The 23448-nt window shown below is 69.5% G+C and carries 22 protein-coding genes; 14 read left to right on the top strand and 8 right to left on the bottom strand.

The features are described 5' to 3' along the window. Positions 1 to 148 precede the first annotated feature (148 nt). Positions 149 to 919 (bottom strand): tRNA pseudouridine(38-40) synthase TruA, encoded by a 771-nt coding sequence (gene truA, locus ROJ8625_RS15055; RefSeq protein WP_085792715.1) that lies wholly within the window; start codon positions 917 to 919, stop codon positions 149 to 151. Positions 920 to 1050: 131 nt separating this feature from the next. Between truA and ROJ8625_RS15050 the strand changes: the two genes are divergently transcribed. The 4 genes from ROJ8625_RS15050 to ROJ8625_RS15035 all read left to right on the top strand — a co-directional run bounded on the left by ROJ8625_RS15050 (position 1051) and on the right by ROJ8625_RS15035 (position 5656). Next, on the top strand, positions 1051 to 2466 hold the full coding sequence (locus tag ROJ8625_RS15050) for a YcjX family GTP-binding protein (RefSeq protein WP_085792714.1): 1416 nt from the start codon (positions 1051 to 1053) through the stop codon (positions 2464 to 2466). Next, positions 2463 to 2918 (top strand): GNAT family N-acetyltransferase, encoded by a 456-nt coding sequence (locus tag ROJ8625_RS15045; protein ID WP_085792713.1) that lies wholly within the window; start codon positions 2463 to 2465, stop codon positions 2916 to 2918. Before ROJ8625_RS15050 ends, ROJ8625_RS15045 begins: the two co-directional genes overlap by 4 nt. Beyond that, positions 2915 to 3931, top strand: coding sequence for a YcjF family protein (locus ROJ8625_RS15040; RefSeq protein ID WP_085792712.1), 1017 nt, complete (start codon positions 2915 to 2917; stop codon positions 3929 to 3931). Before ROJ8625_RS15045 ends, ROJ8625_RS15040 begins: the two co-directional genes overlap by 4 nt. 102 nt (positions 3932 to 4033) lie before the next feature. Beyond that, positions 4034 to 5656: an FAD-dependent oxidoreductase gene (locus tag ROJ8625_RS15035; protein WP_085792833.1), complete on the top strand. Its 1623-nt coding sequence runs from the start codon at positions 4034 to 4036 to the stop codon at positions 5654 to 5656. 42 nt (positions 5657 to 5698) lie between these two features. On the opposite strand, the gene ROJ8625_RS15030 is transcribed toward ROJ8625_RS15035, so the two are convergent. Then, entirely contained in the window at positions 5699 to 5989 is a 291-nt protein-coding gene (locus ROJ8625_RS15030; protein WP_085792711.1) for a hypothetical protein, read from the bottom strand. Positions 5990 to 6447: 458 nt separating this feature from the next. Here ROJ8625_RS15030 and ileS point away from each other — a divergent pair, with 458 nt between their 5' ends. From ileS to ROJ8625_RS15010, 4 genes are all read left to right on the top strand, one after another. Further along, positions 6448 to 9471 carry an isoleucine--tRNA ligase gene (ileS, locus tag ROJ8625_RS15025; RefSeq protein WP_085792710.1) on the top strand — a complete coding sequence of 1008 codons (3024 nt, stop codon included), beginning with the start codon at positions 6448 to 6450 and terminating at the stop codon, positions 9469 to 9471. 250 nt (positions 9472 to 9721) lie between these two features. Next, entirely contained in the window at positions 9722 to 10744 is a 1023-nt protein-coding gene (locus ROJ8625_RS15020) for a LacI family DNA-binding transcriptional regulator (protein WP_234984280.1), read from the top strand. Between the two features lie 131 nt (positions 10745 to 10875). After that, complete coding sequence (locus tag ROJ8625_RS15015; protein ID WP_234984279.1) at positions 10876 to 12048, top strand: amidohydrolase family protein; 1173 nt, start codon at positions 10876 to 10878, stop codon at positions 12046 to 12048. Positions 12049 to 12358: 310 nt separating this feature from the next. Beyond that, entirely contained in the window at positions 12359 to 12580 is a 222-nt protein-coding gene (locus ROJ8625_RS15010; RefSeq protein ID WP_085792708.1) for a DUF1127 domain-containing protein, read from the top strand. Positions 12581 to 12655: 75 nt separating this feature from the next. On the opposite strand, the gene rpsD is transcribed toward ROJ8625_RS15010, so the two are convergent. Beyond that, positions 12656 to 13276, bottom strand: coding sequence for a 30S ribosomal protein S4 (gene rpsD / locus ROJ8625_RS15005; RefSeq protein WP_085792707.1), 621 nt, complete (start codon positions 13274 to 13276; stop codon positions 12656 to 12658). Between the two features lie 233 nt (positions 13277 to 13509). Between rpsD and ROJ8625_RS15000 the strand changes: the two genes are divergently transcribed. The 5 genes from ROJ8625_RS15000 (at position 13510) to ROJ8625_RS14980 (ending at position 18412) form a co-directional block, all read left to right on the top strand. Then, complete coding sequence (locus ROJ8625_RS15000) at positions 13510 to 14334, top strand: EAL domain-containing protein (RefSeq protein WP_085792706.1); 825 nt, start codon at positions 13510 to 13512, stop codon at positions 14332 to 14334. A gap of 129 nt (positions 14335 to 14463) precedes the next feature. Then, positions 14464 to 15639 carry an acetyl-CoA C-acetyltransferase gene (locus ROJ8625_RS14995; protein WP_085792705.1) on the top strand — a complete coding sequence of 392 codons (1176 nt, stop codon included), beginning with the start codon at positions 14464 to 14466 and terminating at the stop codon, positions 15637 to 15639. A 36-nt stretch (positions 15640 to 15675) separates the two neighbouring features. Then, a complete protein-coding gene (locus ROJ8625_RS14990) occupies positions 15676 to 16521 on the top strand; it encodes a patatin-like phospholipase family protein (protein ID WP_085792704.1) in 846 nt (281 codons plus the stop codon). Positions 16522 to 16605: 84 nt separating this feature from the next. Further along, complete coding sequence (gene phbB, locus ROJ8625_RS14985; RefSeq protein WP_085792703.1) at positions 16606 to 17328, top strand: acetoacetyl-CoA reductase; 723 nt, start codon at positions 16606 to 16608, stop codon at positions 17326 to 17328. A 151-nt stretch (positions 17329 to 17479) separates the two neighbouring features. Continuing rightward, on the top strand, positions 17480 to 18412 hold the full coding sequence (locus ROJ8625_RS14980) for a VOC family protein (RefSeq protein ID WP_085792702.1): 933 nt from the start codon (positions 17480 to 17482) through the stop codon (positions 18410 to 18412). A gap of 90 nt (positions 18413 to 18502) precedes the next feature. On the opposite strand, the gene ROJ8625_RS14975 is transcribed toward ROJ8625_RS14980, so the two are convergent. From ROJ8625_RS14975 to ROJ8625_RS14965, 3 genes are all read right to left on the bottom strand, one after another. Then, complete coding sequence (locus ROJ8625_RS14975) at positions 18503 to 18679, bottom strand: YdcH family protein (protein ID WP_085792701.1); 177 nt, start codon at positions 18677 to 18679, stop codon at positions 18503 to 18505. Between the two features lie 116 nt (positions 18680 to 18795). Further along, a complete protein-coding gene (locus ROJ8625_RS14970) occupies positions 18796 to 19575 on the bottom strand; it encodes a tRNA1(Val) (adenine(37)-N6)-methyltransferase (RefSeq protein WP_085792700.1) in 780 nt (259 codons plus the stop codon). Further along, positions 19565 to 19780 carry a putative signal transducing protein gene (locus ROJ8625_RS14965; protein WP_085792699.1) on the bottom strand — a complete coding sequence of 72 codons (216 nt, stop codon included), beginning with the start codon at positions 19778 to 19780 and terminating at the stop codon, positions 19565 to 19567. The genes ROJ8625_RS14970 and ROJ8625_RS14965 overlap by 11 nt, the downstream gene beginning before the upstream one ends. A 63-nt stretch (positions 19781 to 19843) precedes the next feature. Between ROJ8625_RS14965 and ROJ8625_RS14960 the strand changes: the two genes are divergently transcribed. Next, on the top strand, positions 19844 to 20851 hold the full coding sequence (locus tag ROJ8625_RS14960; protein WP_085792698.1) for a polyprenyl synthetase family protein: 1008 nt from the start codon (positions 19844 to 19846) through the stop codon (positions 20849 to 20851). Between the two features lie 4 nt (positions 20852 to 20855). Here the strand turns inward: ROJ8625_RS14960 and ROJ8625_RS14955 are convergent, their stop codons facing one another. Both ROJ8625_RS14955 and ROJ8625_RS14950 read right to left on the bottom strand, forming a co-directional pair. Then, positions 20856 to 21692, bottom strand: a complete 837-nt coding sequence (locus ROJ8625_RS14955; RefSeq protein ID WP_085792831.1) for a 4-(cytidine 5'-diphospho)-2-C-methyl-D-erythritol kinase — start codon at positions 21690 to 21692, stop codon at positions 20856 to 20858. Beyond that, on the bottom strand, positions 21679 to 23403 hold the full coding sequence (locus ROJ8625_RS14950; protein WP_085792697.1) for a tetratricopeptide repeat protein: 1725 nt from the start codon (positions 23401 to 23403) through the stop codon (positions 21679 to 21681). Before ROJ8625_RS14950 ends, ROJ8625_RS14955 begins: the two co-directional genes overlap by 14 nt. Positions 23404 to 23448: the final 45 nt, after the last annotated feature.

The following is a 23448-nucleotide window of genomic DNA, read 5'->3' as shown; positions in this document are numbered from 1 at the left end:
CCGGCCCGCGATCCCGCACCGCGACCGCCCCGAGCGCCCGCGATCCCCGACGCCCCGCGCGGCCACTTCTTCTTGGCGCAAATACTCCGGGGAGCGCGAGGGGCAGCGCCCCTCGCCGGCCACACCCATCCGCAAGCCGTCGCCGCGGTCAGCGCGCGAAGGGCTCCGCAGGGTAGCCCACCCCGGTCAGGTAGAGCCCGTGCGGCGGCGCGACCGGCCCGCAGGCCGCACGGTCGCGCGCCGCGAGGGCGCGGAGCACCGCCTCAGGGGGCCACGCGCCGGTGCCCACGCGTTCGAGCGTGCCGACGATGCTGCGCACCTGGTTGTGCAGGAACGATCGCGCCCGCAGCGTCACGTGCACCTCGCGCCCCGCCGGGCCGGACACGTCGTGGATCTCCAGCGCATCGAGCGTCTTCACCGGACTCTTCGCCTGGCAGAGCGTCGAGCGGAACGTCGTGAAGTCGTGATGGCCCACAAGGTGCGCCGCGCCGGCGCGCATTGCCGCGACGTCGAGCGGCCGCTGGACCTGCCAGGCCTGCCCGGCTTCCAGCGTCGCGCGGGGCCGCCGGTTCAGCACGCGGAAGAGATAGCGCCGCTCCACCGCCGAGAACCGCGCGTGCCACGCGTCGTCGACCGCCGCCGCGGCGACGATCGCCACCGGCGCCGGCTTCAGGTGGTGGTTCAGCGCGTCGCGAAACGTGTCCGGCGCCCAGTCCTTGGCCATGTCGCAATGGCAGACCTGGCCGCGCGCGTGCACGCCGGCATCGGTGCGCCCGGCCGCGGCGATCCGCGGCAGGTCAGGCTCCAGCCGCGCCAGCGCCGCCTCGATCGCGCCCTGCACGCTGGGGCGATCGTCCTGCCATTGCCAGCCCGAGAAGGGCCTGCCGTCGTATTCCACCATGAGCGCGTATCGGGGCATGGCGCGCCGCCTACCCCGCGCCGCATCCGCAGGCAAGCGCCCCCGCGCCGTCGCGGCGGGCGCGCCGCGCGCCCTTTCACATCGCGCGCGCGGCCTTTATCTAGACGCGAGGCACGCAACCGGAGGCCCGCTTGATCCTCGGAGACATCGCAGACCGCCTAGGGCGCAGCGTCGAGGGCCTGACCGACGCGGTCGGCGACCGCTTTGGCGAACCGACCCTGCGCCTCGGCGTGACCGGCCTGTCGCGGGCCGGCAAGACCGTGTTCATCACCGCGCTCGTCGCGAACCTGATGGATCGCGGGCGCATGACCCAGCTCGCTGCGGCCGCTGACGGCCGCATCGAGGCCGCCTTCCTGCAGCCGCAGCCCGACGACACGCTGCCGCGCTTCGACTTCGAGCGTCACCTTGCGACGCTGACCGCCGACACCCCGGCCTGGCCCGAGAGCACCCGCGCGATCTCGGAGCTTCGGCTGTCGCTGCGGATCCGGCCGACCGGCCTGCTCGCGGGTTTCCAGGGCGCGCGCACCCTGCATCTCGACATCGTCGACTACCCCGGAGAATGGCTGCTCGACCTCGCGCTTCTCGACAAGAGCTTTGCCGACTGGTCGCGCGAGACGCTGGCACGGCTCGAGCACCGGGACATCGCGGCGGACTACCTCGCCCGCGCCGCGGCCGAGGACAGCTCGGCAGAGCTGGAAGAGGTCCGCGCCCGCGACCTCGCCGAAAGCTACACCGCCTATCTCGAGGCCGCGCGGAACGCGGGCTTTTCGGACTGCACGCCCGGGCGGTTCCTGCTGCCTGGGGATCTCGCCGGGTCGCCGGTGCTCACCTTCGCCCCGCTTCCGCCGGCCGAGGGCGCCGGCCGCCGCTCGCTCTGGCGCGAGTTCGAGCGGCGGTTCGAGGCCTACAAGGCCCGCGTGGTCAAGCCGTTCTTCCGCGATCACTTCGCCCGGATCGACCGGCAGGTCGTGCTCGTCGACGCGCTCGGCGCGATCCACAAGGGGCCGGGGGCGGTCGAGGACCTGCGCCGCACCATGGCCGACATCCTCACCGCCTTCCGCCCCGGTCGGAACGCGTTCCTGAGCCAGATCCTGATGGGCAAGCGGGTGGAAAAGATCCTGTTCGCCGCCACCAAGGCCGACCATCTGCATCACCTCCAGCATCCGCAGCTGGCCGCGCTCATGAAGGCGATGATGCGCGAGGCCGCCGACCGCGCCGCCTTCGCCGGCGCCGAGACCCGTGCGATGGCGATTGCCGCGCTGCGCGCCACCGTAGAGGAGACGCGCCAGCACCACGGCGAGGAATTGCCCTGCGTTCGCGGCACCCTGGCCGACAGCGGCCGCAGCGCCGCCTTCTACCCGGGCGATCTGCCGCAGGATCCCCAGCGCCTCCTCGGGCCGGCGCGGGACGGCGCCGAGCGCTGGCTGGACGCCGATTACGGCATCATGACCTTCGCGCCGGCCAAGCTGTCGCTGCGCCCGGGCGAGGGGCCGCCGCATATCCGCCTCGACCGCGCCGCGCAGTTCCTGATCGGGGATCGGCTGTGACCGGACCCTGGCTGCGCCCGGCCCGGCCGACCGACGCCGGTGGAATCGCCGCGATCCTGTCGGACTGGACCGACAGCACGCCCTGGGTGCCGCGGGTGCAGTCGCGCGCCGAGGACCTCGCGCTTGCCGGCGCGATGGTCGAACGCGGCTGGGTCACGCTGGCCGACACCGGCGCGGAGCACGCCGCCATCGCCGGGTTCATCGCCCGCGACGCGGAAACGGTGCACGCGCTCTACGTGGCGCCGTGGGCACGCGGGCACGGGCTCGGCGCACGGCTTCTGGACGGGGCCATGGCGACCGCACCGCACCTCACGCTCTGGACGTTCGAGGCCAATCTCTCCGCCCGCCGCTTCTACGCGCGGCAGGGCTTCGTCGAGGTCGCGCGCACCGACGGCGCCAACGACGAGGGCCTGCCGGACATCCAGTATCGCTGGAACAGGAGGGCCGCATGAGCGACCCAAGATCCCGCCGCGGTCCGGTGGTCTTCGATCTCGACGACGACACCGAGCCGGGCCCCACACCCGCCGACGCGCCGCCGGTCCCCGAGCTCGACGCGCCCGCCGAGGGCGCCGCGATGAAGGCCGCGGCCCGCGTGGCGGCACGGCGATCCACCGCGCTCGGGCGCTGGTTCTGGCGCCTCGCCGGCGCGATCGTGGCGCTCCTTGTCGGCGCCGCGGCGTGGTCCTTCGTCGCGAGTGTGATGGCGGCGAACCCAATCCTCGGCTGGGCCGTCACGGCGCTTTTCGCGCTCTTCGCCCTCGTCCTCGTCCTGATCGCCCTGCGCGAGGTGCGCGCCTTTGCCAGGCTCGCCCGGATCGACAGCCTGCACCGCGACGCGGGGGCGGCCCGCGCCGCGGGCGATCTGGCCGGCGCGCGCCGGATCGTCGACCGGCTGACGGCGCTCTACGACGGGCGGGACGACACGCGCTGGGGCCGCGCGCGGCTGGCGGAGCGGCAGGACGACGTGATGGACGGCCCCGACCTGCTGTCCCTCGCCGAACGCGAATTGATGGCACCGCTCGATCTCGCCGCCGCGCGCGAGGTGCAGGCGGCGGCCCGGCAGGTCGCGGGCGTCACCGCGCTCGTGCCGCTGGCCTTTGCAGACGTGGCCGCGGCCTTGGCGTCGAACCTGCGGATGATCCGCCGGATCGCCGAGATCTACGGCGGCCGTTCGGGCACGCTCGGCACGTGGCGGCTGACCCGAGCGGTGTTTTCGCACCTCGTCGCGACCGGCGCGATCGCCGCGGGCGAGGACATGCTCGAGCCGATTCTGGGCGGATCCGTTCTCGCGCGGCTGTCGCGCCGGTTCGGCGAAGGCGTGGTCAACGGCACGCTGACCGCCCGGGTCGGCGTGGCGGCGATGGAGGTCTGCCGGCCGATCCCGTTCTCGCGCGAGATGCGGCCCTCGGTCAGGACGCTGGTCGCGCAGAGCCTCACCGGCCTTTTCGACAAGCGCGGCAGCTGAGCCCGGTCGCGGGACAGGTCCCGCGCCGCGCGATGTGAAGAGACCTATGGCGCGACCGTGGGTATGGTCGCGCGCGACAAACCCCGCCGCCCGGAGCTGCCGATGGAAAGTTTTGCCGCCGACCTCGCCACCATGGTGCGAACCCCGCTCGAGGATACGCATGTCCGCGCGCTCTCCCGGGCGGGCCAGGAGGTGCACCTCGCGGCCGGCGAGATGGCGCATCGCCCGGGCGAGGTGCTCGACGTTTTCCTCTACGTGCTCGACGGAGAGCTGGAGGCCGTCGATCCGGCGACAGGGGCGCGATACGGCGGCGCCACGCTCGGGCCGACGCAGTTCTTCGGCGACACCAGCTTTCTCTACGGCGCGCGGAGCCTGAGCGGCGCGCGGGCGGTGCGCGACAGCCGGCTGCTGTCGGTGCCGCGCGACACGCTCCTGCGGCTCATGTCCGAGATGCCCGAGATGTCGGACATCATCGTCACCGTGTTCGCCGCCCGCCGCCGCCGCATCGTCGAGAGCCGCGAAGGCGGCCTCGTCCTCGTCGGGGTCGAGGACTCCCGCAATCTGCGCGACGTCGCCGCGTTTGCCGGGCGCAACCATCTGCCCTGCCGGGAGCTTGCGCTCGACAGCGCCGACGCCGCCGACCTCGCCCGAGCTTGCGGACACGACGCGGGCGTCCCGCTCGTGGTGTTCGACCGCAGCTTCGCCCTGGCAGATCCGACGCCACAGGCCGTCGCGGAGGCGCTCGGTCTCGACATGCCGCTGTCGGTCGATGCCGCTTACGACGTCGCCATCGTCGGCGGCGGACCCGGCGGGGTTGCCGCGGCGGTCTATGCCGGGGCCGAAGGACTGTCGGCGCTCGTTCTCGAGGAAATCGCCATCGGCGGGCAGGCGGGCACGTCCAGCCGGATCGAGAACTACATGGGATTTCCCACCGGCATCTCGGGCGCCGACCTGGTCGCGCGCGGAGAGATCCAGGCGATGAAATTCGGCACACGTTTCGCGATGCCGCGCCGCGCGGTCGCGCTCGCCGATCGCGATGACGGCGGTTTCATCGTGACGCTGGACAACGGCCGGGAGGTCCGCGCCGGGTCGGTGGTTGTCGCAACCGGCGTCCAGTATCGCAAGCTGCCGCTCGACATGCTGGAGGCGTTCGAAGGCGCCGGCATCTACTACGCCGCCACCGAGACCGAGGCCCGGTTCTGCCGCGACCGAGACGCGGCGGTCATCGGAGGCGGCAATTCCGCGGGACAGGCGGCCATGTACCTCGCGCGGACGGCGCGGCACGTGCACCTTCTGGTGCGCGGCACGTCGCTGGCCGCGTCGATGTCGGATTACCTGTCGTCGCGGCTTGCGGCGCATTCGCGCATCACGATCCACTATCGCACCGAGGTGACCGCGCTTCACGGCGATCACCGGCTCGAGGCGGTGACGATCCGCGACCGCGCCGCCGGGCAGGACTGGCGGCTCGCCACAGGCGGGCTCTTCGTGATGGTCGGGGCGGCGCCGCGCACCGACTGGCTCTCGGGATGCGTCGACCTCGACGCCAAGGGCTTCGTTCTGACCGGGGAGGCCGTGGGCGGCGAAAGCCCTTATGCCACGTCGCACCCCGGCATCTTCGCGATCGGTGACGTGCGCGCGGGGTCGGTCAAGCGTGTCGCAAGCGCGGTGGGCGAGGGATCGGTCGTGATCTCGACGGTCTGGGACTACGTGAACCGCCGCGGGTGACGCGACGCGCCCGGGGAAAGGCGCGCCGCGTCGGCGAGGGCGTCACTCGGCCGAAGCCGCGCCGCCACCGCCATCCGCTGCGCCTTCGGGCGCCACCGGTGCGCTTTGCGTGTCGCTGGCCGGTGCGGATACCTCCGGCGCCGTCGGCGCGGGCGCAGATGCGTCGTCGCCGCCGCCGAGAAACGCCGTGCCGGCGATCACCAGCACGACGAGACCGAGCGCGACGCCCAGTCCCGCGACCGCGCCACCGCTGCGCGGCTCTGTGCGCAAGCGCGGGTCGGCGCGCAGGGGATCGGTATACGGGTCGTGCCGGCTATGATCGGGATAGGCCATGACTGGTCTCCTCTTCGGGGTTCGGGCAATGGGATCGTGTGCCCGTCTGCCAAACAGATTGGGGCGCGATCGACACCGTGGGAGAGGGCGGACACCGTCCTGCCCGATCCGCGCGCCGGCTTGCCGGTTTCACTGTCCGCGATGGGCCGGTTCCGGCCACGCCGCACCGCGGCATCGCGGGAACCGGCGGCCCGGTGCCGAGCCAAGTGGCCCGATCGGCCGGGTCCGGCGCATGCTGGGCGGCCCGCGCGGGCCCGGCGCCGCCTTTACGCCGCGCGGCCCTGCGCCTATAACGCCGCCCATGACGGTTTCCTTCGCGATCCTCATCCGAATTATCTGCCCGGCGCGGTGAGTCCCCCGATGGGACGTGCCTCGCGCCGGGACAATGGCGCCCGCGCCGACGCGCCGCCCCTCTCTCCCCGACACGCCGCCGAGCCAACGCCGCAAGGACGCAACCCATGTGCGCCGACACCACCGACACGACCAGCCTGACGCCCGACTACAAGGACACCCTCGCCCTGCCGCAGACGGATTTCCCGATGCGCGCGGGCCTGCCGAAGCGCGAGCCCGGCTGGCTCGAGCGGTGGGAGACGATCGGCGTCTACGACCGCCTGCGCGACCGGGCCGAGGGCCGGACGCCCTTCACCCTGCATGACGGACCGCCCTATGCGAACGGGCACCTGCACATCGGTCACGCCCTCAACAAGACGATCAAGGACATCATCGTCCGCAGCCACCAGATGATGGGCCACGACGCGCGCTACATCCCGGGCTGGGACTGTCACGGCCTGCCGATCGAGTGGAAGATCGAGGAGCAGTACCGCGCCAAGGGCATGGACAAGGACAAGGTGGACGTCGTGGACTTCCGCCAGGAGTGCCGCCGCTTCGCCGAGGGCTGGATCGACATCCAGCGCGACGAGTTCAAGCGTCTCGGGATCACCGGCAACTGGGCCGATCCCTACCTGACGATGGACTACCGCGCCGAGCGCATCATCGCCGAGGAGTTCCAGACCTTCCTGATGAGCGGCGTGCTCTACCAGGGCTCGAAGCCGGTGATGTGGTCGCCGGTCGAGAAGACCGCGCTCGCCGAGGCGGAGGTCGAGTATCACGACAAGGAGAGCTTCACCGTCTGGGTGAAATTCCCGGTGACCGATTTCTCGCTGCCCGAGGCGGACGTGTCGGACGAGGAAATGTCCGACGACGAGCGCGAGGCGGTCGCCAGCGCCCGCGCGGAGGCGCGCGAGGCCTTCGTCGGCGCCAACGTGGTGATCTGGACCACCACGCCCTGGACCATCCCCTCGAACAAGGCGGTGGTCTTCGGAGAGGATTTTTCCTACGGCCTCTACGAGGTCACCGACACGCCGGACGAATGCTGGGCGCAAGTCGGCGATCGCTACATCCTCGCCGACAGGGTCGCCGGACCGACCTTCGCCCGCGCTCGGCTCGAGGACGGGATGTGGCGCCGGGTGCGCGACGTGACGCCCGCGCAGCTCGCGGCGATGACGCTGGCCCATCCCCTCGCGGGTGCCGAGGGCTCCGGCGGAGAATGGAACGACCCGCGCGATTTCCGCGCCGCGGACTTCGTGACCGACGAGGAAGGCACCGGGTTCGTGCACTGCGCGCCGTCGCACGGCATGGAAGAATACGAGCTCTATCGCGGCCTCGGCATGCTCGACCGCGTGATCACCTACAACGTCGAGGACGACGGCAGCTTCCGTCCGGACCTGCCGTTCTTCGGCGGCACCCGCATCCTCAAGCAGAACGGTAAGGAGGGCGACGCCAACGCGGCGATCATCGCCAAGCTCGTCGAGGTCGGCGGGCTCCTCGCGCGCGGGAAGATCAAGCACTCCTACCCGCATTCCTGGCGCTCCAAGGCCCCGGTCATCTACCGCAACACGCCGCAATGGTTCGCGGCGATCGACCGCGCGGTCGGCGACGGCCAGGACACCTACGGCACTACGATCCGCGGCCGCGCCCTGCGCTCGATCGACGAACTGGTGACGTGGACGCCGCGCTCGGGGCGCAACCGCCTCTACTCGATGATCGAAAGCCGGCCCGACTGGGTCCTGTCGCGGCAGCGCGCCTGGGGCGTGCCGCTCACCTGCTTCACCCGCAAGGGCGCGAAACCGACCGACACGGACTTCCTGCTGCGCGATCCCGCGGTCAACGCGCGCATCCTCGAGGCGTTCGAGACCGAGGGCGCGGATGCCTGGTACAAGCCCGGCGCGAAGGAGCGGTTCCTCGGCACCGACCACGACCCCGCCGACTGGGACCAGGTCTTCGACATCCTCGACGTGTGGTTCGACTCTGGCTCGACCCACGCGTTCGTCCTGCGCGATCGCGCGGACGGCACCGAGGACGGCATCGCCGACGTCTACATGGAAGGTACCGACCAGCATCGCGGCTGGTTCCACTCCTCCATGCTGCAGGCCTGCGGCACGATCGGCCGCGCGCCCTACCGCAACGTCGTCACGCACGGCTTCACGCTCGACGAGAAGGGCAACAAGATGTCCAAGTCGCTCGGGAACACGGTCGTGCCCGAGGAGGTGGTGAAACAGTACGGCGCCGACATCCTGCGGCTCTGGGTGGCCCAGGCCGACTACACCTCGGACCAGCGGATCGGGCCCGAGATCCTCAAGGGCACCGCCGACAGCTACCGCCGACTGCGCAACACGCTGCGATTCATCCTCGGCAACGTCGCGCATTACCGGCCCGAGGACGCGGTCGATCCGGCCGACATGCCCGAACTGGAGCGGCTGATCCTAAACAAGCTCTCGGTGCTCGACGGAGTCGTGCGCGAAGGCTACCGCAGCTTCGACTTCCAGCACGTCTTCCAGTCGGTGTTCAACTTCGCGACGGTGGACCTGTCGTCCTTCTACTTCGACGTGCGCAAGGACGCGCTCTACTGCGATCCGCGCGACAGCCTCGAGCGGCGCGCGGCGCTGACCGTGCTCGACCTGCTGTTCCACCGGCTGACGACGTGGCTCGCCCCGATCCTCGTCTTCACCGCAGAGGAGGTCTGGCTCGAACGCGTTCCCGGCGAGGGCAGCTCCGTTCACCTGCAGGACATGCCCGACACCCCGGCCGCCTGGCGCGACGACGCGCTCGCCGCGCGGGCCGACACGGTCCGCGCCGTGCGCCGCGTGGTCACCGGCGCGCTCGAGGAAAAGCGGCGCGAGAAGGAAATCGGCGCCTCGCTCGAAGCCGCGCCGATCGTCTACCTTCCGGCCGACGTGGCCGAGATCATCACCGATCGCGACACCTTCGCGACGCTGTGCATCACCTCCGACATCCGCCTGACCACCGATCCCGCGCCGGCCGACGCCTATCGCCTGCCGGACGTGCCGGGCATCGCGGTCTCGGTCGTCTCCGCCGAGGGCGAGAAGTGCCAGCGTTGCTGGAAGATCCTGCCGGACGTGGGCACGCACGCGCATCCCGGCACCTGCGCGCGCTGCGACCGGGCGCTCGCGGCGCAGAGTTGACGCTCCCGCGCGCGGCACCGTCCGAACGGCGGTGCCGCGCGGCACCACGCACCCACCCGCAGCCTCGGCCACGTCCCGGGCCGAGCTTGTTCTTGGCCGAAATACTCCGGGGTGAATTGCGCCGCAGGCGCAAGAGGGGCAGCGCCCCTCCATGGCCGGTCCGTCACCGGAGCGGCCCCTGGTCCGCATCCGCTTGTGTGCCGCGCAGGGTTGCGCCTACCATCGGAGACCCCGAGCAAGGAGCATCTCCGTGGCCACCGATCACCGCCCGCTGACCCTGCGCGACGTGTCCGAGGCCTCGGGCGTGTCCGAGATGACCGTGAGCCGCGTCCTGCGCAACCGCGGCGACGTGAGCGAGGCCACGCGCGAGCGCGTTCTCGAGGCGGCCAAGGCACTGGGCTACGTGCCCAACAAGATCGCCGGCGCGCTGGCGAGCCAGAGGGTGAACCTCGTGGCGGTGATCATCCCCTCGCTGCGCAACATGGTCTTTCCCGAGGTCATGGCCGGGATCAGTCACGAACTGGAAGAGACCGAGCTGCAGCCGGTCGTGGGGGTGACCGACTACCTGCCCGAGAAGGAGGAAAAGGTCCTCTACGAGATGCTGTCGTGGCGTCCCTCCGGCGTGATCATCGCCGGGCTCGAACATTCCGACGCAAGCCGTGCGATGCTGAAGGCCTCGGGCATCCCGGTGGTGGAGATCATGGACACCGACGGCACCCCGGTCGACTGCGCGGTGGGCATCTCGCATCGCCGCGCCGGGCGCGAGATGGCCCGCGCGATCGTCAAGGCCGGCTACGAGAACATCGGCTTCATGGGCACCAAGATGCCGTTGGATCACCGCGCCAGAAAGCGGTTCGAGGGGTTCACCGAGCAGCTCGCGAAGTCGGGGATCGAGGTCATGGACCAGGAGTTCTACTCCGGCGGCTCGGCGCTGGCCAAGGGCCGGGAAATGACCGCGGCGATGCTCGAGCGTACGCCGGAGCTCGATTTTCTCTACTATTCCAACGACATGATTGGCGCGGGTGGCCTCCTGCACCTGCTCGACAAGGGCATCTCGGTGCCGCGGCAGGTGGGTCTGGCGGGCTTCAACGGCGTGGAGTTGCTGGACGGGCTGCCAAGACGGCTCGCCACGATGGATGCCTGCCGGACCGAGATCGGCCGCCGCGCGGCGCGCATCATCGCCACGCGTGTGGCCGAACCCGAGGCGCCCGTGGAGCCCGTGATCGAACTGTCGCCCAAGATCGATTTCGGCGATACCCTGCGGCGGCGCTGACGCGTGGGCGCGCCGAGGCTGTCGAGACGGGGCCGGGGCCGAGGCAACCCCTCCGACACATGTTAACTTCGCCACAGAGTTGCTTGGAATGGTGTCATTTCGCCGACACATGCACGCTTTAGAAGTGGTGCATGGCGACCCACACCTCTCATAACGCTGCATTGCGCTCCGTGCGCCTCCGGCTGACGGGGGCGACGTCGCTGCGCGACGGCCAGATGCAGCAGCGCTCGGTCGCGATCGAGGACGGGCGGATCTCCAAGGGTCCGCTGCCGGAGGTCGACCTCAGCGGCTACTACATCCTGCCGGGTATCGTCGATGTGCATGGCGCCGCGTTCGACCGCTTCCGCGGGACGCTGCCGCGGGTCTGCGATCCGACGACCATCCTCGCCGCGGCGGAGTCGGAGGCGGCGGCGAACGGCGTGACCACCGCCTGGCTCGGCCAGTCGTGGAGCTGGGAAGGCGGGGCTGCGGACCCGGCCGAGGCGCAGCGGATGCTCGCGCTGCACAATGCCTACGTGACCACCCGCGCGCTCCTCGACCTGCGGGTCTCGATCCTTTGCGAGACCCATACCGTCGAGAGCCGCGACGCGCTGCTTTCGGCGATCCGGCGCTACCGCGTCGATCTCGTGCTGTTCACGAACCGGCTCGCCACGCTCCAGGGCCACGGCCCCGCCGAGGGGCCGCGCCCCGGTGACATCGCCGCGCGGATGCGCCGCGCCGCGGAGGAGACGCGCGACGTGCCCCGGCACCTGTGCCGTCTGGCCGAGGGCTTCGACACGCTGGGCGTGACCTACGGCAGCCTCGACGACCCCGACGGCGAACGGCGCGAGACCTACTCGATGATCGGCGCCAAGCTTTGCGTGCGCCCGGCGCGGCGGTCTGCGGCGGCGCTTGCACGCGCGGTCGGCGATCCCGTGCTCCTGCCGGCCCCGGCGATCCTGAACGCCGGCGTGAGCCCGTTCGACACGGCAGCGATCGATTACGTCCGGCACGGGCTGTGCAACGCGCTGGTCTCGGATCGCGCGCCGGCGGCGCTGGCGCAGTCGGCGTTCGCGCTGTCGGACTCGGGCATCGTGTCGCTCGCGCAAGCGTGGGGGCTCATCTCGGCGGCGCCGGCGGCGATCCTGGGACTGCCGGACCGCGGCACGATCGATTACGGCCGGCGTGCCGACCTGGCCATCGTCAACGCCGCCACGCACGCGGTTGAGGCCACGATCGTGGCGGGCCGGATTGCGCATCTGGCCGGCGCCGCGGCCGAGCGGTTCCTGTCGAGCCGCGCCGAGGTCGCGCTCGCCGCCGAGTAGGCGGCCCGGACACCAAACCTTCGCGCTGGCGTCAAGAATCTGTCACTGCGCATGGTTAACCGTGCGCCTGCGTCTGTGACCGCGCAAAGGCCCCGATGGGGCATACGTTTCCAGGACGATATTTCGATCAGGTATTCCAAGGCGGGGCGGCTTTGGCCGCCCCATTTTGGTTGCCACCGAGCGTTCGACGACGGCCATGCACTGGTCGGGAGGCGGCCTTGCAGCGCCGGCGGCTCGTCATGCCGCGCCGCAGCATCTAGCTTGGATGGCAAGGGAGGGAGCACACTCCAATTCGATCGAGGCTCCAGACATGGCACTTGCAGACACAAATCCCGCCGGCATCGCCCGCCGCAACGAAACCCGCGGCATCTTTTCCCGCATCATGGACGGCCTGGTCCATATCGCGGAAACCAATCACCGCGTGCGCCGCGTGCAGCACCTTAGCGCACTCAACGACTCGGAGCTCGCCGCGCGCGGGCTGAAGCGCGAGGACATCGTCCGCCACGTATTCCGCGACGTGCTCTACCTCTGAGCGCACGCGCCACGTTGCACGAAAAAGGCCGCGCCCCCGGGGGACGCGGCCTTTGTGTTTCGGATGCGCCCAGGATCAGTTCTGGGCGTAGAATTCGATGACGAGGTTCGGCTCCATGACGACCGGGTACGGCACGTCCGACAGGCCGGGCTGACGCACGAAGGTGCAGGTCATCTTGGAGTGGTCGACCTCGAGATAGTCGGGCACGTCACGCTCGGGGAGCTGCGCGGCCTCAAGCACCGAGGCGAGCTGCTTGGATTTCTCGCGGACCTCGATGACGTCGCCTTCCTTCACGCGGTAGGACGGGATGTTCACCTTGCGGCCGTTCACGAGCACGTGGGCGTGGTTAACGAACTGACGCGCGGCAAAGATCGTCGCGACGAACTTGGCGCGGTACACGACGGCGTCGAGCCGACGCTCCAGCAGACCGATCAGGATCTCGCCGGTGTCGCCGCGGACCCGCTCGGCCTCTGCGTAGATGCGGCGGAACTGCTTCTCGGTGATGTCGCCGTAGTAGCCCTTGAGCTTCTGCTTCGCGCGCAGCTGCAGGCCGAAGTCGGACATCTTGCCCTTGCGGCGCTGGCCGTGCTGGCCGGGGCCGTATTCGCGGCGGTTCACCGGGGATTTCGGACGACCCCAGATGTTTTCGCCCATCCGGCGGTCGATCTTGTACTTGGCAGAGGTGCGTTTGGTCACCGTCTGATCTCCTTCAACAGGTCTGTCGCCCTTGCGGTGGTCGCTCGGGCGGGGATGAAGGGCGTTGTCCTCTCGGGCCTGCAGCCCGTGACAGGCATCCCCTTGCGGGGGCCACCAACACCAATGAAAGCGGCGCGTACGCCGGCGTGCGGCCGATGTCAACCCAACGCCATTAATCGCGTGGCAAGGCGCCCGCGCTTAGATGCCGCCGAGTCGTCTGGAAGGAGGCGCCGGTGACGGACCGAAGCGCGAAACCGCCCGCATCGAACCCCATAGCGGAAGCCGTGTCCCTGCGCGACCGGGGGCTTCAGGCCACGGCCGAGGAGGCGATCCGCCACAAGCAGGTGCGCCTCGCGTTCCAACCCGTCGTGCAGGCGCACGCGCCCGAGCACATCGCGTTTCACGAGGCATTCGTGCGCGTGCTCGACCCCACCGGCCGCGTATTGCCGGCCGCCGAGTTCATGCCGGCGGTGGAGGCGACGGAAACCGGCCGCCTGCTCGACTGCATCGCGCTCGACAAGGCGCTCACGCAGCTTCGACGCACGCCCGACCTGAGGCTCGCCGTGAACATGTCGGCCCATTCGATAGGCTATGCGCGGTGGCGCCGCACGCTGGAGCGGGCGATCCGGTCGGATCCGACCGCGGGCGAGCGCCTGATCCTCGAGATCAACGAGGCCTCGGCCATGCGCGTCCCCGATATCGCCGGCGCCTTCATGTCCGAAATGCAAAGCACCGGGGTCGCCTTCGCACTCGACGATTTCGGTGCCTCGCACTCGGAGCTGCGCAATCTGCGCACGTTTCCCGTCGACATCGTGAAGATCGACGGAAGCTTCGTGCGTGGCCTCGCGACCGACGCCGACAACCAGGCGATGGTCAGGGCGCTCCATGCCGTCGCGCGCGCCTTCGATCTCTTCACGGTCGCGGAATCGGTGGAGACGGCCGCCGATGCGGCCTTTGCCGCCGATCTCGGCATCGACTGCCTGCAGGGCTACTTCTTCGCCGCGCCGACCATGCGGCCACCGTGGTCCGCTCCCCGTCAGGCACATCGCCGCGCCTGAGCGGCGCCGCCGAAGCGATCGCACCGCCCGCTGCTGCGAGTTGTGCCGTTACGTCCGATCCGATAATCACCGAAGGGAAGAGGCGACCGTCCATCCGGCCGCCCGGCCTGGTGACAGAGGAGACAAGGCATGACGAACATCGTGATCGCGTCCGCGGCACGCACCGCGGTCGGCGGCTTCAGCGGAGGCTTCGCCACCACGCCGGCCCATGATCTCGGCGCCGCGGTGCTCGAGGCGCTGATCGAGCGGTCGGGAATCGACAAGTCCGAGGTCTCCGAAACGATCCTTGGGCAGGTGCTGACCGCGGCGCAGGGGCAGAACCCCGCACGCCAGGCCCACATCAACGCCGGCCTTCCGCAGGAATCGGCGGCCTGGGGCATCAACCAGGTGTGCGGTTCCGGCCTTCGGGCCGTCGCGCTCGGGGCGCAGCACATCATGCTCGGCGATGCCGACATCATCTGCGCCGGCGGGCAGGAGAACATGTCGCTCAGCCCCCATGCCGCGCATCTGCGGGCCGGGCACAAGATGGGTGACGTGAAATACATCGACACCATGATCCGCGACGGTCTGTGGGATGCCTTCAACGGCTACCACATGGGCCAGACGGCCGAGAACGTCGCCGAGAAATGGCAGATCAGCCGCGAACAGCAGGACGAGTTCGCCGCCGCCTCGCAGAACAAGGCGGAGGCTGCGCAGAAGGACGGCCGCTTCAAGGACGAGATCGTTCCGTTCACCGTGAAGACCCGCAAGGGCGACGTCGTCATCGACACAGACGAGCATCCCCGTCACGGCGCCACGGCCGAAGGCATGGCCAAGCTGAAGCCCGCCTTTACCAAGGACGGCAGCGTCACCGCCGGCAATGCCAGCGGCATCAATGACGGCGCCGCGGGCGTTCTGCTGATGAGCGCCGACAACGCCGAGAAGCGCGGCATCGAACCGCTCGCACGCATCGTGTCGTATGCGACGGCTGGTCTTGATCCGTCGATCATGGGCGTCGGTCCGATCCACGCCAGCCGCAAGGCGCTCGAGAAGGCGGGCTGGAAGCCCGACGATCTCGACCTCGTCGAGGCGAACGAGGCGTTCGCGGCGCAGGCTTGCGCCGTCAACAAGGACATGGGCTGGGACCCCGAAAAGGTGAACGTCAATGGCGGCGCCATCGCGCTGGGTCACCCGATAGGGGCGTCGGGCGCGCGTGTCCTCAACACGCTCCTGTTCGAGATGAAGCGCCGGAACGCCAAGAAGGGCATCGCGACGCTCTGCATCGGCGGCGGCATGGGTGTCGCTGTCTGCGTCGAACGCCCCTGATCGGATCCGGGCGGGGCCACGGCCCCGCCCATCGCCATGGCACAGGCATTCACCTCCCCGACCCAACTCGTGTTCTCCGGAGGCGGCCTGCGCTGCTTCTGGCAAGGCGGCTTCCTCGAAGTCGTCTGCAGCGAACACCGTATCGAGCCGCGCCGCGTGACCGGTGTGTCGGGCGGCGCGCTCTCGGCGGTCGGCTTTCTGGCCGGTCGCGAAAAGGACCTCTACGACGAGATGTGCCGCGCCTTCGCGGAGCAGCACGCCAACCACAATGCCCACACGCTTTTCGACGAGGACGACGGCGGGCTGACCCCGCATCAGGAAATCTACTGCGCCGTCGTGGAACGGGTGATCGACGCCGAGGCCGAACGGCGCATCGCAGATGGACCGCAGCTCCAGATCCTGATCGCGCATCCGCCAGCCTCGAAGGCGCCGGCGCTGTCGGGCACGGCGATGGCCCTCGCCTACCAGTCGGAGCTCTACATCAAGTCGAGTCCGCATTTCGGCTGGGCCGAGAAGATGGGCCTCGAATGGACGCTGGTCGACGCGAACCAGGCCGCCCGCGACGGTGCGCTCACGCATCTCATCTGTTCGGCCGCCACGATCCCGCCCGTGTTCAAGCCGCCGGCATGGAACGGCCGGCCGGTGATCGATGGCGGCATGGCCGACCAGGCGCCGATGCCGGATCCGGACGAGGGCGACACCACGATCCTGCTGACCAGACGTTATCGCAAACTGCCCGACGATCCGCGCTTCACCTATATCGCGCCGTCCGAAGAGACGCCCGCGGACAAGATCGATTTCACCGATCCCGAGAAGCTGCGCCTGACGTGGGAGCAGGGCGAGGCCGATGCGCGTCTGTGGCTTGACGGAAAGCTGGATTGATGCTCTCACATCTTGAAACAATGTTGCGCTCGAGGAGTTAAAGGCGCAACGGAATTACTCAAAATCTCGGAGGAGGGAGAGAACATGGCTCGTACAGCATTGGTCACCGGCGGCAGCCGCGGCATCGGGGCGGCGATCTCGAAGGCGCTGAAGGAGGCCGGCTACGATGTGGCGGCGACCTATGCCGGCAACGACGAAAAGGCCAAGGCCTTCACCGACGAGACCGGCATCAAGACCTACAAGTGGAACGTCGCCGATTACGACGAGTCGAAATCCGGCATCGAACAGGTCGAGGCCGATCTCGGTCCGATCGACATCGTGATCGCCAATGCAGGCATCACCCGCGACGCGCCCTTCCACAAGATGAAGCCCGAGCAGTGGAAAGAGGTCATCGACACCAACCTCACCGGCGTCTTCAACACGATCCACCCGGTGTGGCCCGGCATGCGCGAGCGCGGCTTCGGGCGGATCGTGGTGATCTCGTCGATCAACGGCCAGAAGGGCCAGTTCGCGCAGGTGAACTATGCCGCGACAAAGGCCGGCGACCTCGGGATCGTCAAGTCGCTGGCCCAGGAGGGCGCCTCGAAGGGCATCACCGCCAACGCGGTCTGCCCCGGCTACATCGCCACCGAGATGGTGATGGCCGTGCCCGAGAAGGTGCGCGAGGCGATCATCGGCCAGATTCCGACAGGCCGGCTCGGCGAACCCGAGGAGATCGCGCGATGCGTCACCTTCCTCGTGTCCGACGACGCGGCCTTCATCAACGGCTCGACGATCTCGGCCAATGGTGGCCAGTTCTTCGTCTGAGCCAGCGACGCGCGCCCGTCAGGGCCAAGGAGCTCCCCGGTGTTCGGGGAGCTTTTTTGTGCGCTCGCGCACCGATGGGCTGACCCGCTGCCCGTTATCATCGCGCACGCGGCTCGCTAGATCCCGTGGGCAACGGGAAAGGAGATCCGCCATGATCACCGACATTCAGGGGCTTCACCACGTGACCTCGATCGCGTCCGATGCCCAGCACAACAACGATTTCTTCACTAAGGTGCTCGGTCTGCGCCGGGTCAAGAAGACGGTCAACTTCGACGCGCCCGAGGTCTACCACCTGCACTACGGCGACGAGGTCGGCACGCCAGGTTCGGTGATGACGTATTTCCCGTTTCCGCACGCCCGCCGGGGCTCCCCGGGCGCCGGCGAGGTGGGCACCACCGCGTTTTCGGTGCCGCAAGGCGCCCTGCCCTATTGGAGCACCCGCCTGTCGGAGGCGGGCGTGTCCGGACTGTCCGAGGACAGCCGCTTCGGCGAACCACGGCTGGCGTTCCATGGACCCGACGGCGACGGCTTCGCGCTCGTCGAGGTCGCGGAGGACCCGCGCGCGCCATGGACCGGCGGCGGCGTGCCCGAGGAGGCGGCGATCCGCGGTTTCCACTCCACGGACATGGCGCTGCGCGACATCGGCGCGACGGCCGAACTCCTGCGCTTCATGGGCTACGAAGAAAGCGACCGGCGCGCGGACGTCACCCGGTTTCACCTGCCGGGCCGTAGCGCGGCCCACGTGATCGATCTGACGGAGGTCTCCGCGCCCGCGGCCGGCCAGGGCGCCGGTTCGGTGCATCATGTCGCCTTCGCCGTCGAGAACCGGGCGCGACAGCTCGACGTCCGCAAGGCGCTCATGGATACGGGCTTCCAGGTCACGCCGGTGATCGACCGCGATTACTTCTGGGCGATCTACTTCCAGACGCCTGGTGGTGTGCTGTTCGAGGTCGCCACGAACGAGCCCGGCTTCGACCGCGACGAAGACATCGCGCATCTGGGCGAGGCGCTGAAGCTGCCGACCCAGCACGAGCACCTGCGCGAGGCACTCGAATCGCGCTACCTGGCGCCGATCCGCGATTGACCGGGAGCGGCGCGTCCTCCGGAACGAAGAAGGGCGCGCCGAACGGCGCACCCTGTTGAACGTCTCGGTGCTGTGCTGGCCGCCGCCGCGTCAGTGCAGCCGGCGCGACGACAGGCGCGTGATTTCCTCCTTGAGGCGCAGCTTCTGCTTCTTCAGCTCGGCAACATGCAGGCCATCCATGCCCGGCGCACGCTGGGCCGCCTCTACGGCCTCCGACAGGGACGCGTGCTTCTTCTTCAGTTCCTGCAAATGCGAACTCAAGCTCATGGGGACCTCCTGACTATGGGTGAGAATTCCATGGCACCACAATTTTCGCGCGAAGTCACGCTGCAGCGCATCAATCCGCAAATTCTGGATGACGGGAGGAAAACGAAATTGCGAAATCATGCCGAAAATTTAAACGGCTTTCCGTCACGCAAAATCGCGGCGACGGCAGGGTTGTAATCGTCCCCGTCGTGCACATGCGCCTCTCCGGCATGCAGAACGAGCGGCGGATGCAGTACGAAAGGCGTGCGCCCGCCCTTCCGGCCACGCAGGAGAATCAGACGCGCGGGGCGGCCATCCCGCGGCAGAAGCGGCTTCAGCTCCAGCGAGCCGAGCCGTGCCGCGAACGCCTCCAGAAGCTCCGGCAGGCGCTCTGCGCGATGGATGAAGGTGACGGTACCGCCCGGCGTCGTCCGCCGCGCGGCGGCATCTACCCACGTCGCGAGCGGCGTTTCCTCGGACAGGCCCGCCTCGCGCCCGGGGTCGGCGGCGGGCGATCGTCCCGCGGCCTCGAAATACGGCGGATTGGAAAGCACGTGGTCGAACCGCCGCGCGCGGATCTCGGCCGGCAGCGCGGCGACGTCCCCGGTGACGATCCGCGCGTCCAGTCCTGCGGCGGCGGCGTTGCGACGCGCAAGATCGGCATAGGCCGCCTGACGCTCGACCCCCGTCAGGTCCAGCCCCGGCACACGTGCGGCGAGACAATAGAGCGCCGTCCCCGCACCGCATCCAAGATCCAGCACGTGATCGCCCGCGCGCGCCGGAACCGACGCGGCGAGGAGCACGGGATCGATACCTGCGCGGTAGCCGCGCCGCGGCTGACTGAGCGTGATGCGCCCGCCCAGAAACGCGTTCTGTGTGAGGTCCGCGGCCGGAAAGCCGACCGCGTCAGCGGTCAAGCGCGACCCCGTTTTCCCAGAGCACGCGGCGCGCACGCGGCAGGTCGGCGCTGCGAACCATGAGCCGCCGCGGCAAAATGCCGATGGATCCCTCCAAGACGCTCATGTTTACGTCAAGCTCGAAGCACTCTATATCCTCCGCCTCGAGAAGGGTACGCGCGAGGGGGATCACCGTGATGTCGTTGGTGCGCAAAAGCTCTTCCATACCCGCGATCTAAAGCATGCGCGCGCGGCCTGTCGAGCCTCGCACGCCGTTCAGGGAAGCCGCATGAGCCTCGATCATCCCGCTGCCAAACCGCACGATCGCCTCGCTGCCGCGCTGTCGCAGGACATGGAGGCGGTCAACACGCTGATCCGCGCCCGCATGGCCTCCGAGAACGCGCCCCGCATCCCGGAAGTCACAGCCCACCTTGTCGATGCCGGAGGCAAGCGGCTGCGCCCGTTGCTCACGCTCGGCTCGGCCCGGATGATGGGGTATGGCGGCGGCCATCACGTGCACCTGGCCGCGACGGTGGAGTTCATCCACACCGCGACACTCCTGCACGACGACGTCGTCGATGAAAGCCGCCAGCGCCGCGGCCGTCCGACCGCGAACCTCCTTTGGGACAACAAGTCGAGCGTGCTTGTGGGCGACTACCTGTTCGCCCGCGCCTTCCAGCTCATGGTCGAAACCGAGAGCCTGCGCGTGCTCGATATCCTGTCGAACGCGGCGGCCACCATTGCCGAAGGCGAAGTACTGCAGCTCTCGGCCGCGCAGAACCTCGCGACGGACGAAGAGATCTATCTCAAGGTGGTGCGCGGAAAGACCGCCGCGCTGTTCTCGGCCGCGACAGAGGTCGGCGGCGTGATCGCCGGCGCGCCCGAAGGCGAGATCGCGGCGCTGCACGCTTATGGCGACGCGCTCGGCATCGCGTTCCAGATCGTCGACGACCTTCTGGACTACCAGGGCGAGACCAAGGCCACCGGCAAGAACGTCGGCGATGATTTCCGCGAGCGCAAGCTGACCCTGCCGGTCATCAAGGCGGTCGCGAAGGCGGACGCGGAAGAACGCGCGTTCTGGTCGCGCACGATCGAGAAGGGCCAACAAGACGACGGCGACCTCGATCACGCGCTCGCGCTGCTCGACAAGCACGGCGCGCTGGCCGAAACGCGGGACGACGCGATCGGCTGGGCACACCGGGCGAAAGACGCGATGGCGCGCGTGCCCTCGGCCGATCCCGAACTGCGCGCGATGCTGGTCGATCTGGCGGACTACGTCGTCTCGCGGGTGAACTGAGCGTCTACGCGGACGGGTTCAGGGTCACCACGCGCACCCACCATCCCGGCTCGGTCTGCGCGATCCGGTCCGCCGCCGCACGCGCATCGTCGGGGCGGTCGTAAAGACCGAAGCACGTCGCGCCAGAGCCCGACATCCGCGCGAGCCGCGCGTCGCCGAGCGCGTCAAGCACGTCTCGGATGACCGGCGCGACCGCACAGGCCGGACCCTCCAGATCGTTGCGTTGCGCGGCGAGCCACTCCGCCGCGGCGCCAGGCGTGGCCAGCACCGGCAGTTCTGGCGGCATCGGCGCGTTGTCCCGCCGGGTCATCCGCGCGAACACCGCCGGCGTTGCGACCGGCGCCCCGGGATTGACGAGGACCGCGGGCAGCTCTGGCAAGCCGCCAACGATCATCGAACGCTCGCCGATGCCGCCGACCCGCTGCGCCCGTGGATCGAGACACATCGGCACATCCGCGCCGAGCGCCTCCACCCGGTCCGGCATCGGCCGCTTCCAGTGCCGGGACAGGAGCCGCAGCGCCGCTGCTGCGTCGGACGACCCGCCGCCGATCCCGGCTGCGGCCGGCAGATGCTTGTCGAGCGTGATCCGCGCCGCACCCTCCGGATCGAGCAGCCGCGCGGCGCGCAGCACGAGGTTGTCCGCTCCGGTCGGCACGCCGGCGGCCATCGGGCCCGTCACCCGAAGCGACAGCGCCTCGTCGGCGGCGACCGTCAGGCGATCCCCCAGATCCGCGAACACGACCAGCGAGTCGAGCAGGTGATAGCCGTCCGCGCGGCGGCCGGTGACATGCAACGTGAGATTGACCTTGGCCGGCGCGAACCCCGGATCAGCGTCCGCCATCGGCCGCAACATCGAGCGGTGGCGCGCCCTCCTCGGCAAGCACGGCATCCAGCCCGACCTCGATCTTCCGGCGAATGCGCTCGGGATCGGCATCCTGGCTCACATCCTCGTGGTCGACGAAGGACAGCGCGCGCTGCCACATGAACTCGGCCTCGCGCTCGCGACCGACCGCCCAGTACACGTCGCCCAGGTGGTCATTCACCACCGGATCGATCGGCATGAGCTCCGCCGCGCGCTCCATGTGGCCCACGGCCTCCTCGTAGCGACCGAGCCGGTAGAGCGCCCACCCAAGGCTGTCGACGATATAGCCCGAGTCCGGCGAGAGCTCGACCGCGCGTTCGATCAGGTCGAGCGCCTCCTCGAGGTTCTCCTGCTCTTCGACGAGGCTGTAGCCAAGGTAGTTCAGAACCTGCGGCTGCTCGGGATTGAGATCGAGCGACTGCCGGAAATCGGCCTCGGCCTCGTCCCAGTTGCCCTGCCGCTCCTGGCTGATGCCGCGCGCGTAGTACAGGAACCATTGCGCCGTGTCGGGCGAGTCGAAGGCCGCGATGGCGTCCGAGTAGGCGCCGACCGCATCCTCGAAGCGTTCGAGCTGGCGGTACATGTCCCCGAGCGAGGACATCACCACCGGAAGGTCGCCATGGCTCTCGGCCAGGGATTCCAGCACCTCGACCGCCGCATCGTCGCGGTCGCTCTGGCGCAGGGACTGCGCCCGGCCAAGCTCCGCGGCGTGATAGGACGGGTGGTCGCGCGGCACTTTGCGATAGGCCTCGACCGCGAGGTCATGCTGGCCGACCTCGTCGCACAGCTCTGCCGCCAGCAGGATCGCGTCGACATGATCCTCGCGCAGATGCATCGCGACCCGCGCGTAGATCAGCAGGAAATCGCTCGACATCTCGCTCGAGAAGGCGCCGGCGAGGGTGTAGAACACTTCGGCCAGGCCGTCGCGCGCGGATTGCGCATGGGTGAAGGGGACGGTCTCGCCCGAGTCGAGCGCGGCCCGCAGGGCCCGCAGGCCGGGGTCGATGTCCGCGGTGAACGCGTCGTCGATCAGATCCACCGCCTCGCCGTTGCGATCGAGTTGGCTCAGAACCTCGGCGCGCGCCATGATCGCGCGGCGCGTCTGCTGCACGCCCTCCATCGCCCCCGAGGCAAAGATCGCCTCGGCGCCCTCGTGGTCTCCGACCGACGCCAGCGCCAGGGCCTTGTGGTAGGCGGAGAACGGGGCGAGCCCCTCGATGCGCGCAACCTCGTCGAACGCGACGAGGGCGGCGGACATGTCGCCTTCGCCGAGAAGCGCCCAGGCCTTGACCAGACCGTCGACCAGTCCGCCGATGCCCGACCCGCTGTCGATCTGGCGGATTACGGCGGTGTATTCGCCACGGCCAAGCCTGTCGGCGATCACCGCCATCTGGCCGACGCGGCTGCCCTGACCGAGTTCCATGACCCGCTCGCCGAGCACGCCCGCGCGCTCGAAGTCGCCCAGCGCCATGTGCGCGAACAGCGATTGCTCGAGAAGTTCGGCGCGCTCGCGATCGTGGCTGATCGCCCGGTCGTAGTAGCGCGCCGCAGCGCGGAAATCGCCGGTGATCGCGGCCTGCCGTCCGGCAAGGTAGTCGCCCGACATCCCCTGCGCGCCAACCGCGGCGGGTGTCGTGAGCGCCGCGACGAGCGCGGCCCGTGCGATCCAGTGACGTGCGCGTGCGGCCATGTGCTGCCCTTCCTCGCTTCGACCCGTCGCGAGAGCCTAGACGCC

Source organism: Roseivivax jejudonensis (assembly GCF_900172265.1).
GTDB classification, from domain to species: Bacteria; Pseudomonadota; Alphaproteobacteria; order Rhodobacterales; family Rhodobacteraceae; genus Roseivivax; species Roseivivax jejudonensis.
Note: the sequence above shows the minus strand (reverse complement) of the source record. Positions and strands in the feature narration are given on the sequence as shown.

Bases quoted from the DNA above. Each gene is read 5' to 3' on its own strand.
- truA (WP_085792715.1), bottom strand. From the start codon at position 919: ATGCCCCGATACGCGCTCATGGTGGAATACGACGGCAGGCCCTTCTCG.
- ROJ8625_RS15040 (WP_085792712.1), top strand. From the start codon at position 2,915: ATGAGCGACCCAAGATCCCGCCGCGGTCCGGTGGTCTTCGATCTCGAC.
- ROJ8625_RS15035 (WP_085792833.1), top strand. From the start codon at position 4,034: ATGGAAAGTTTTGCCGCCGACCTCGCCACCATGGTGCGAACCCCGCTC.
- ROJ8625_RS15030 (WP_085792711.1), bottom strand. From the start codon at position 5,989: ATGGCCTATCCCGATCATAGCCGGCACGACCCGTATACCGATCCCCTG.
- ileS (WP_085792710.1), top strand. From the start codon at position 6,448: ATGTGCGCCGACACCACCGACACGACCAGCCTGACGCCCGACTACAAG.
- ROJ8625_RS15015 (WP_234984279.1), top strand. From the start codon at position 10,876: ATGGCGACCCACACCTCTCATAACGCTGCATTGCGCTCCGTGCGCCTC.
- ROJ8625_RS15010 (WP_085792708.1), top strand. From the start codon at position 12,359: ATGGCACTTGCAGACACAAATCCCGCCGGCATCGCCCGCCGCAACGAA.
- ROJ8625_RS14995 (WP_085792705.1), top strand. From the start codon at position 14,464: ATGACGAACATCGTGATCGCGTCCGCGGCACGCACCGCGGTCGGCGGC.
- ROJ8625_RS14990 (WP_085792704.1), top strand. From the start codon at position 15,676: ATGGCACAGGCATTCACCTCCCCGACCCAACTCGTGTTCTCCGGAGGC.
- phbB (WP_085792703.1), top strand. From the start codon at position 16,606: ATGGCTCGTACAGCATTGGTCACCGGCGGCAGCCGCGGCATCGGGGCG.
- ROJ8625_RS14980 (WP_085792702.1), top strand. From the start codon at position 17,480: ATGATCACCGACATTCAGGGGCTTCACCACGTGACCTCGATCGCGTCC.
- ROJ8625_RS14975 (WP_085792701.1), bottom strand. From the start codon at position 18,679: ATGAGCTTGAGTTCGCATTTGCAGGAACTGAAGAAGAAGCACGCGTCC.
- ROJ8625_RS14965 (WP_085792699.1), bottom strand. From the start codon at position 19,780: ATGGAAGAGCTTTTGCGCACCAACGACATCACGGTGATCCCCCTCGCG.
- ROJ8625_RS14960 (WP_085792698.1), top strand. From the start codon at position 19,844: ATGAGCCTCGATCATCCCGCTGCCAAACCGCACGATCGCCTCGCTGCC.
- ROJ8625_RS14955 (WP_085792831.1), bottom strand. From the start codon at position 21,692: ATGGCGGACGCTGATCCGGGGTTCGCGCCGGCCAAGGTCAATCTCACG.
- ROJ8625_RS14950 (WP_085792697.1), bottom strand. From the start codon at position 23,403: ATGGCCGCACGCGCACGTCACTGGATCGCACGGGCCGCGCTCGTCGCG.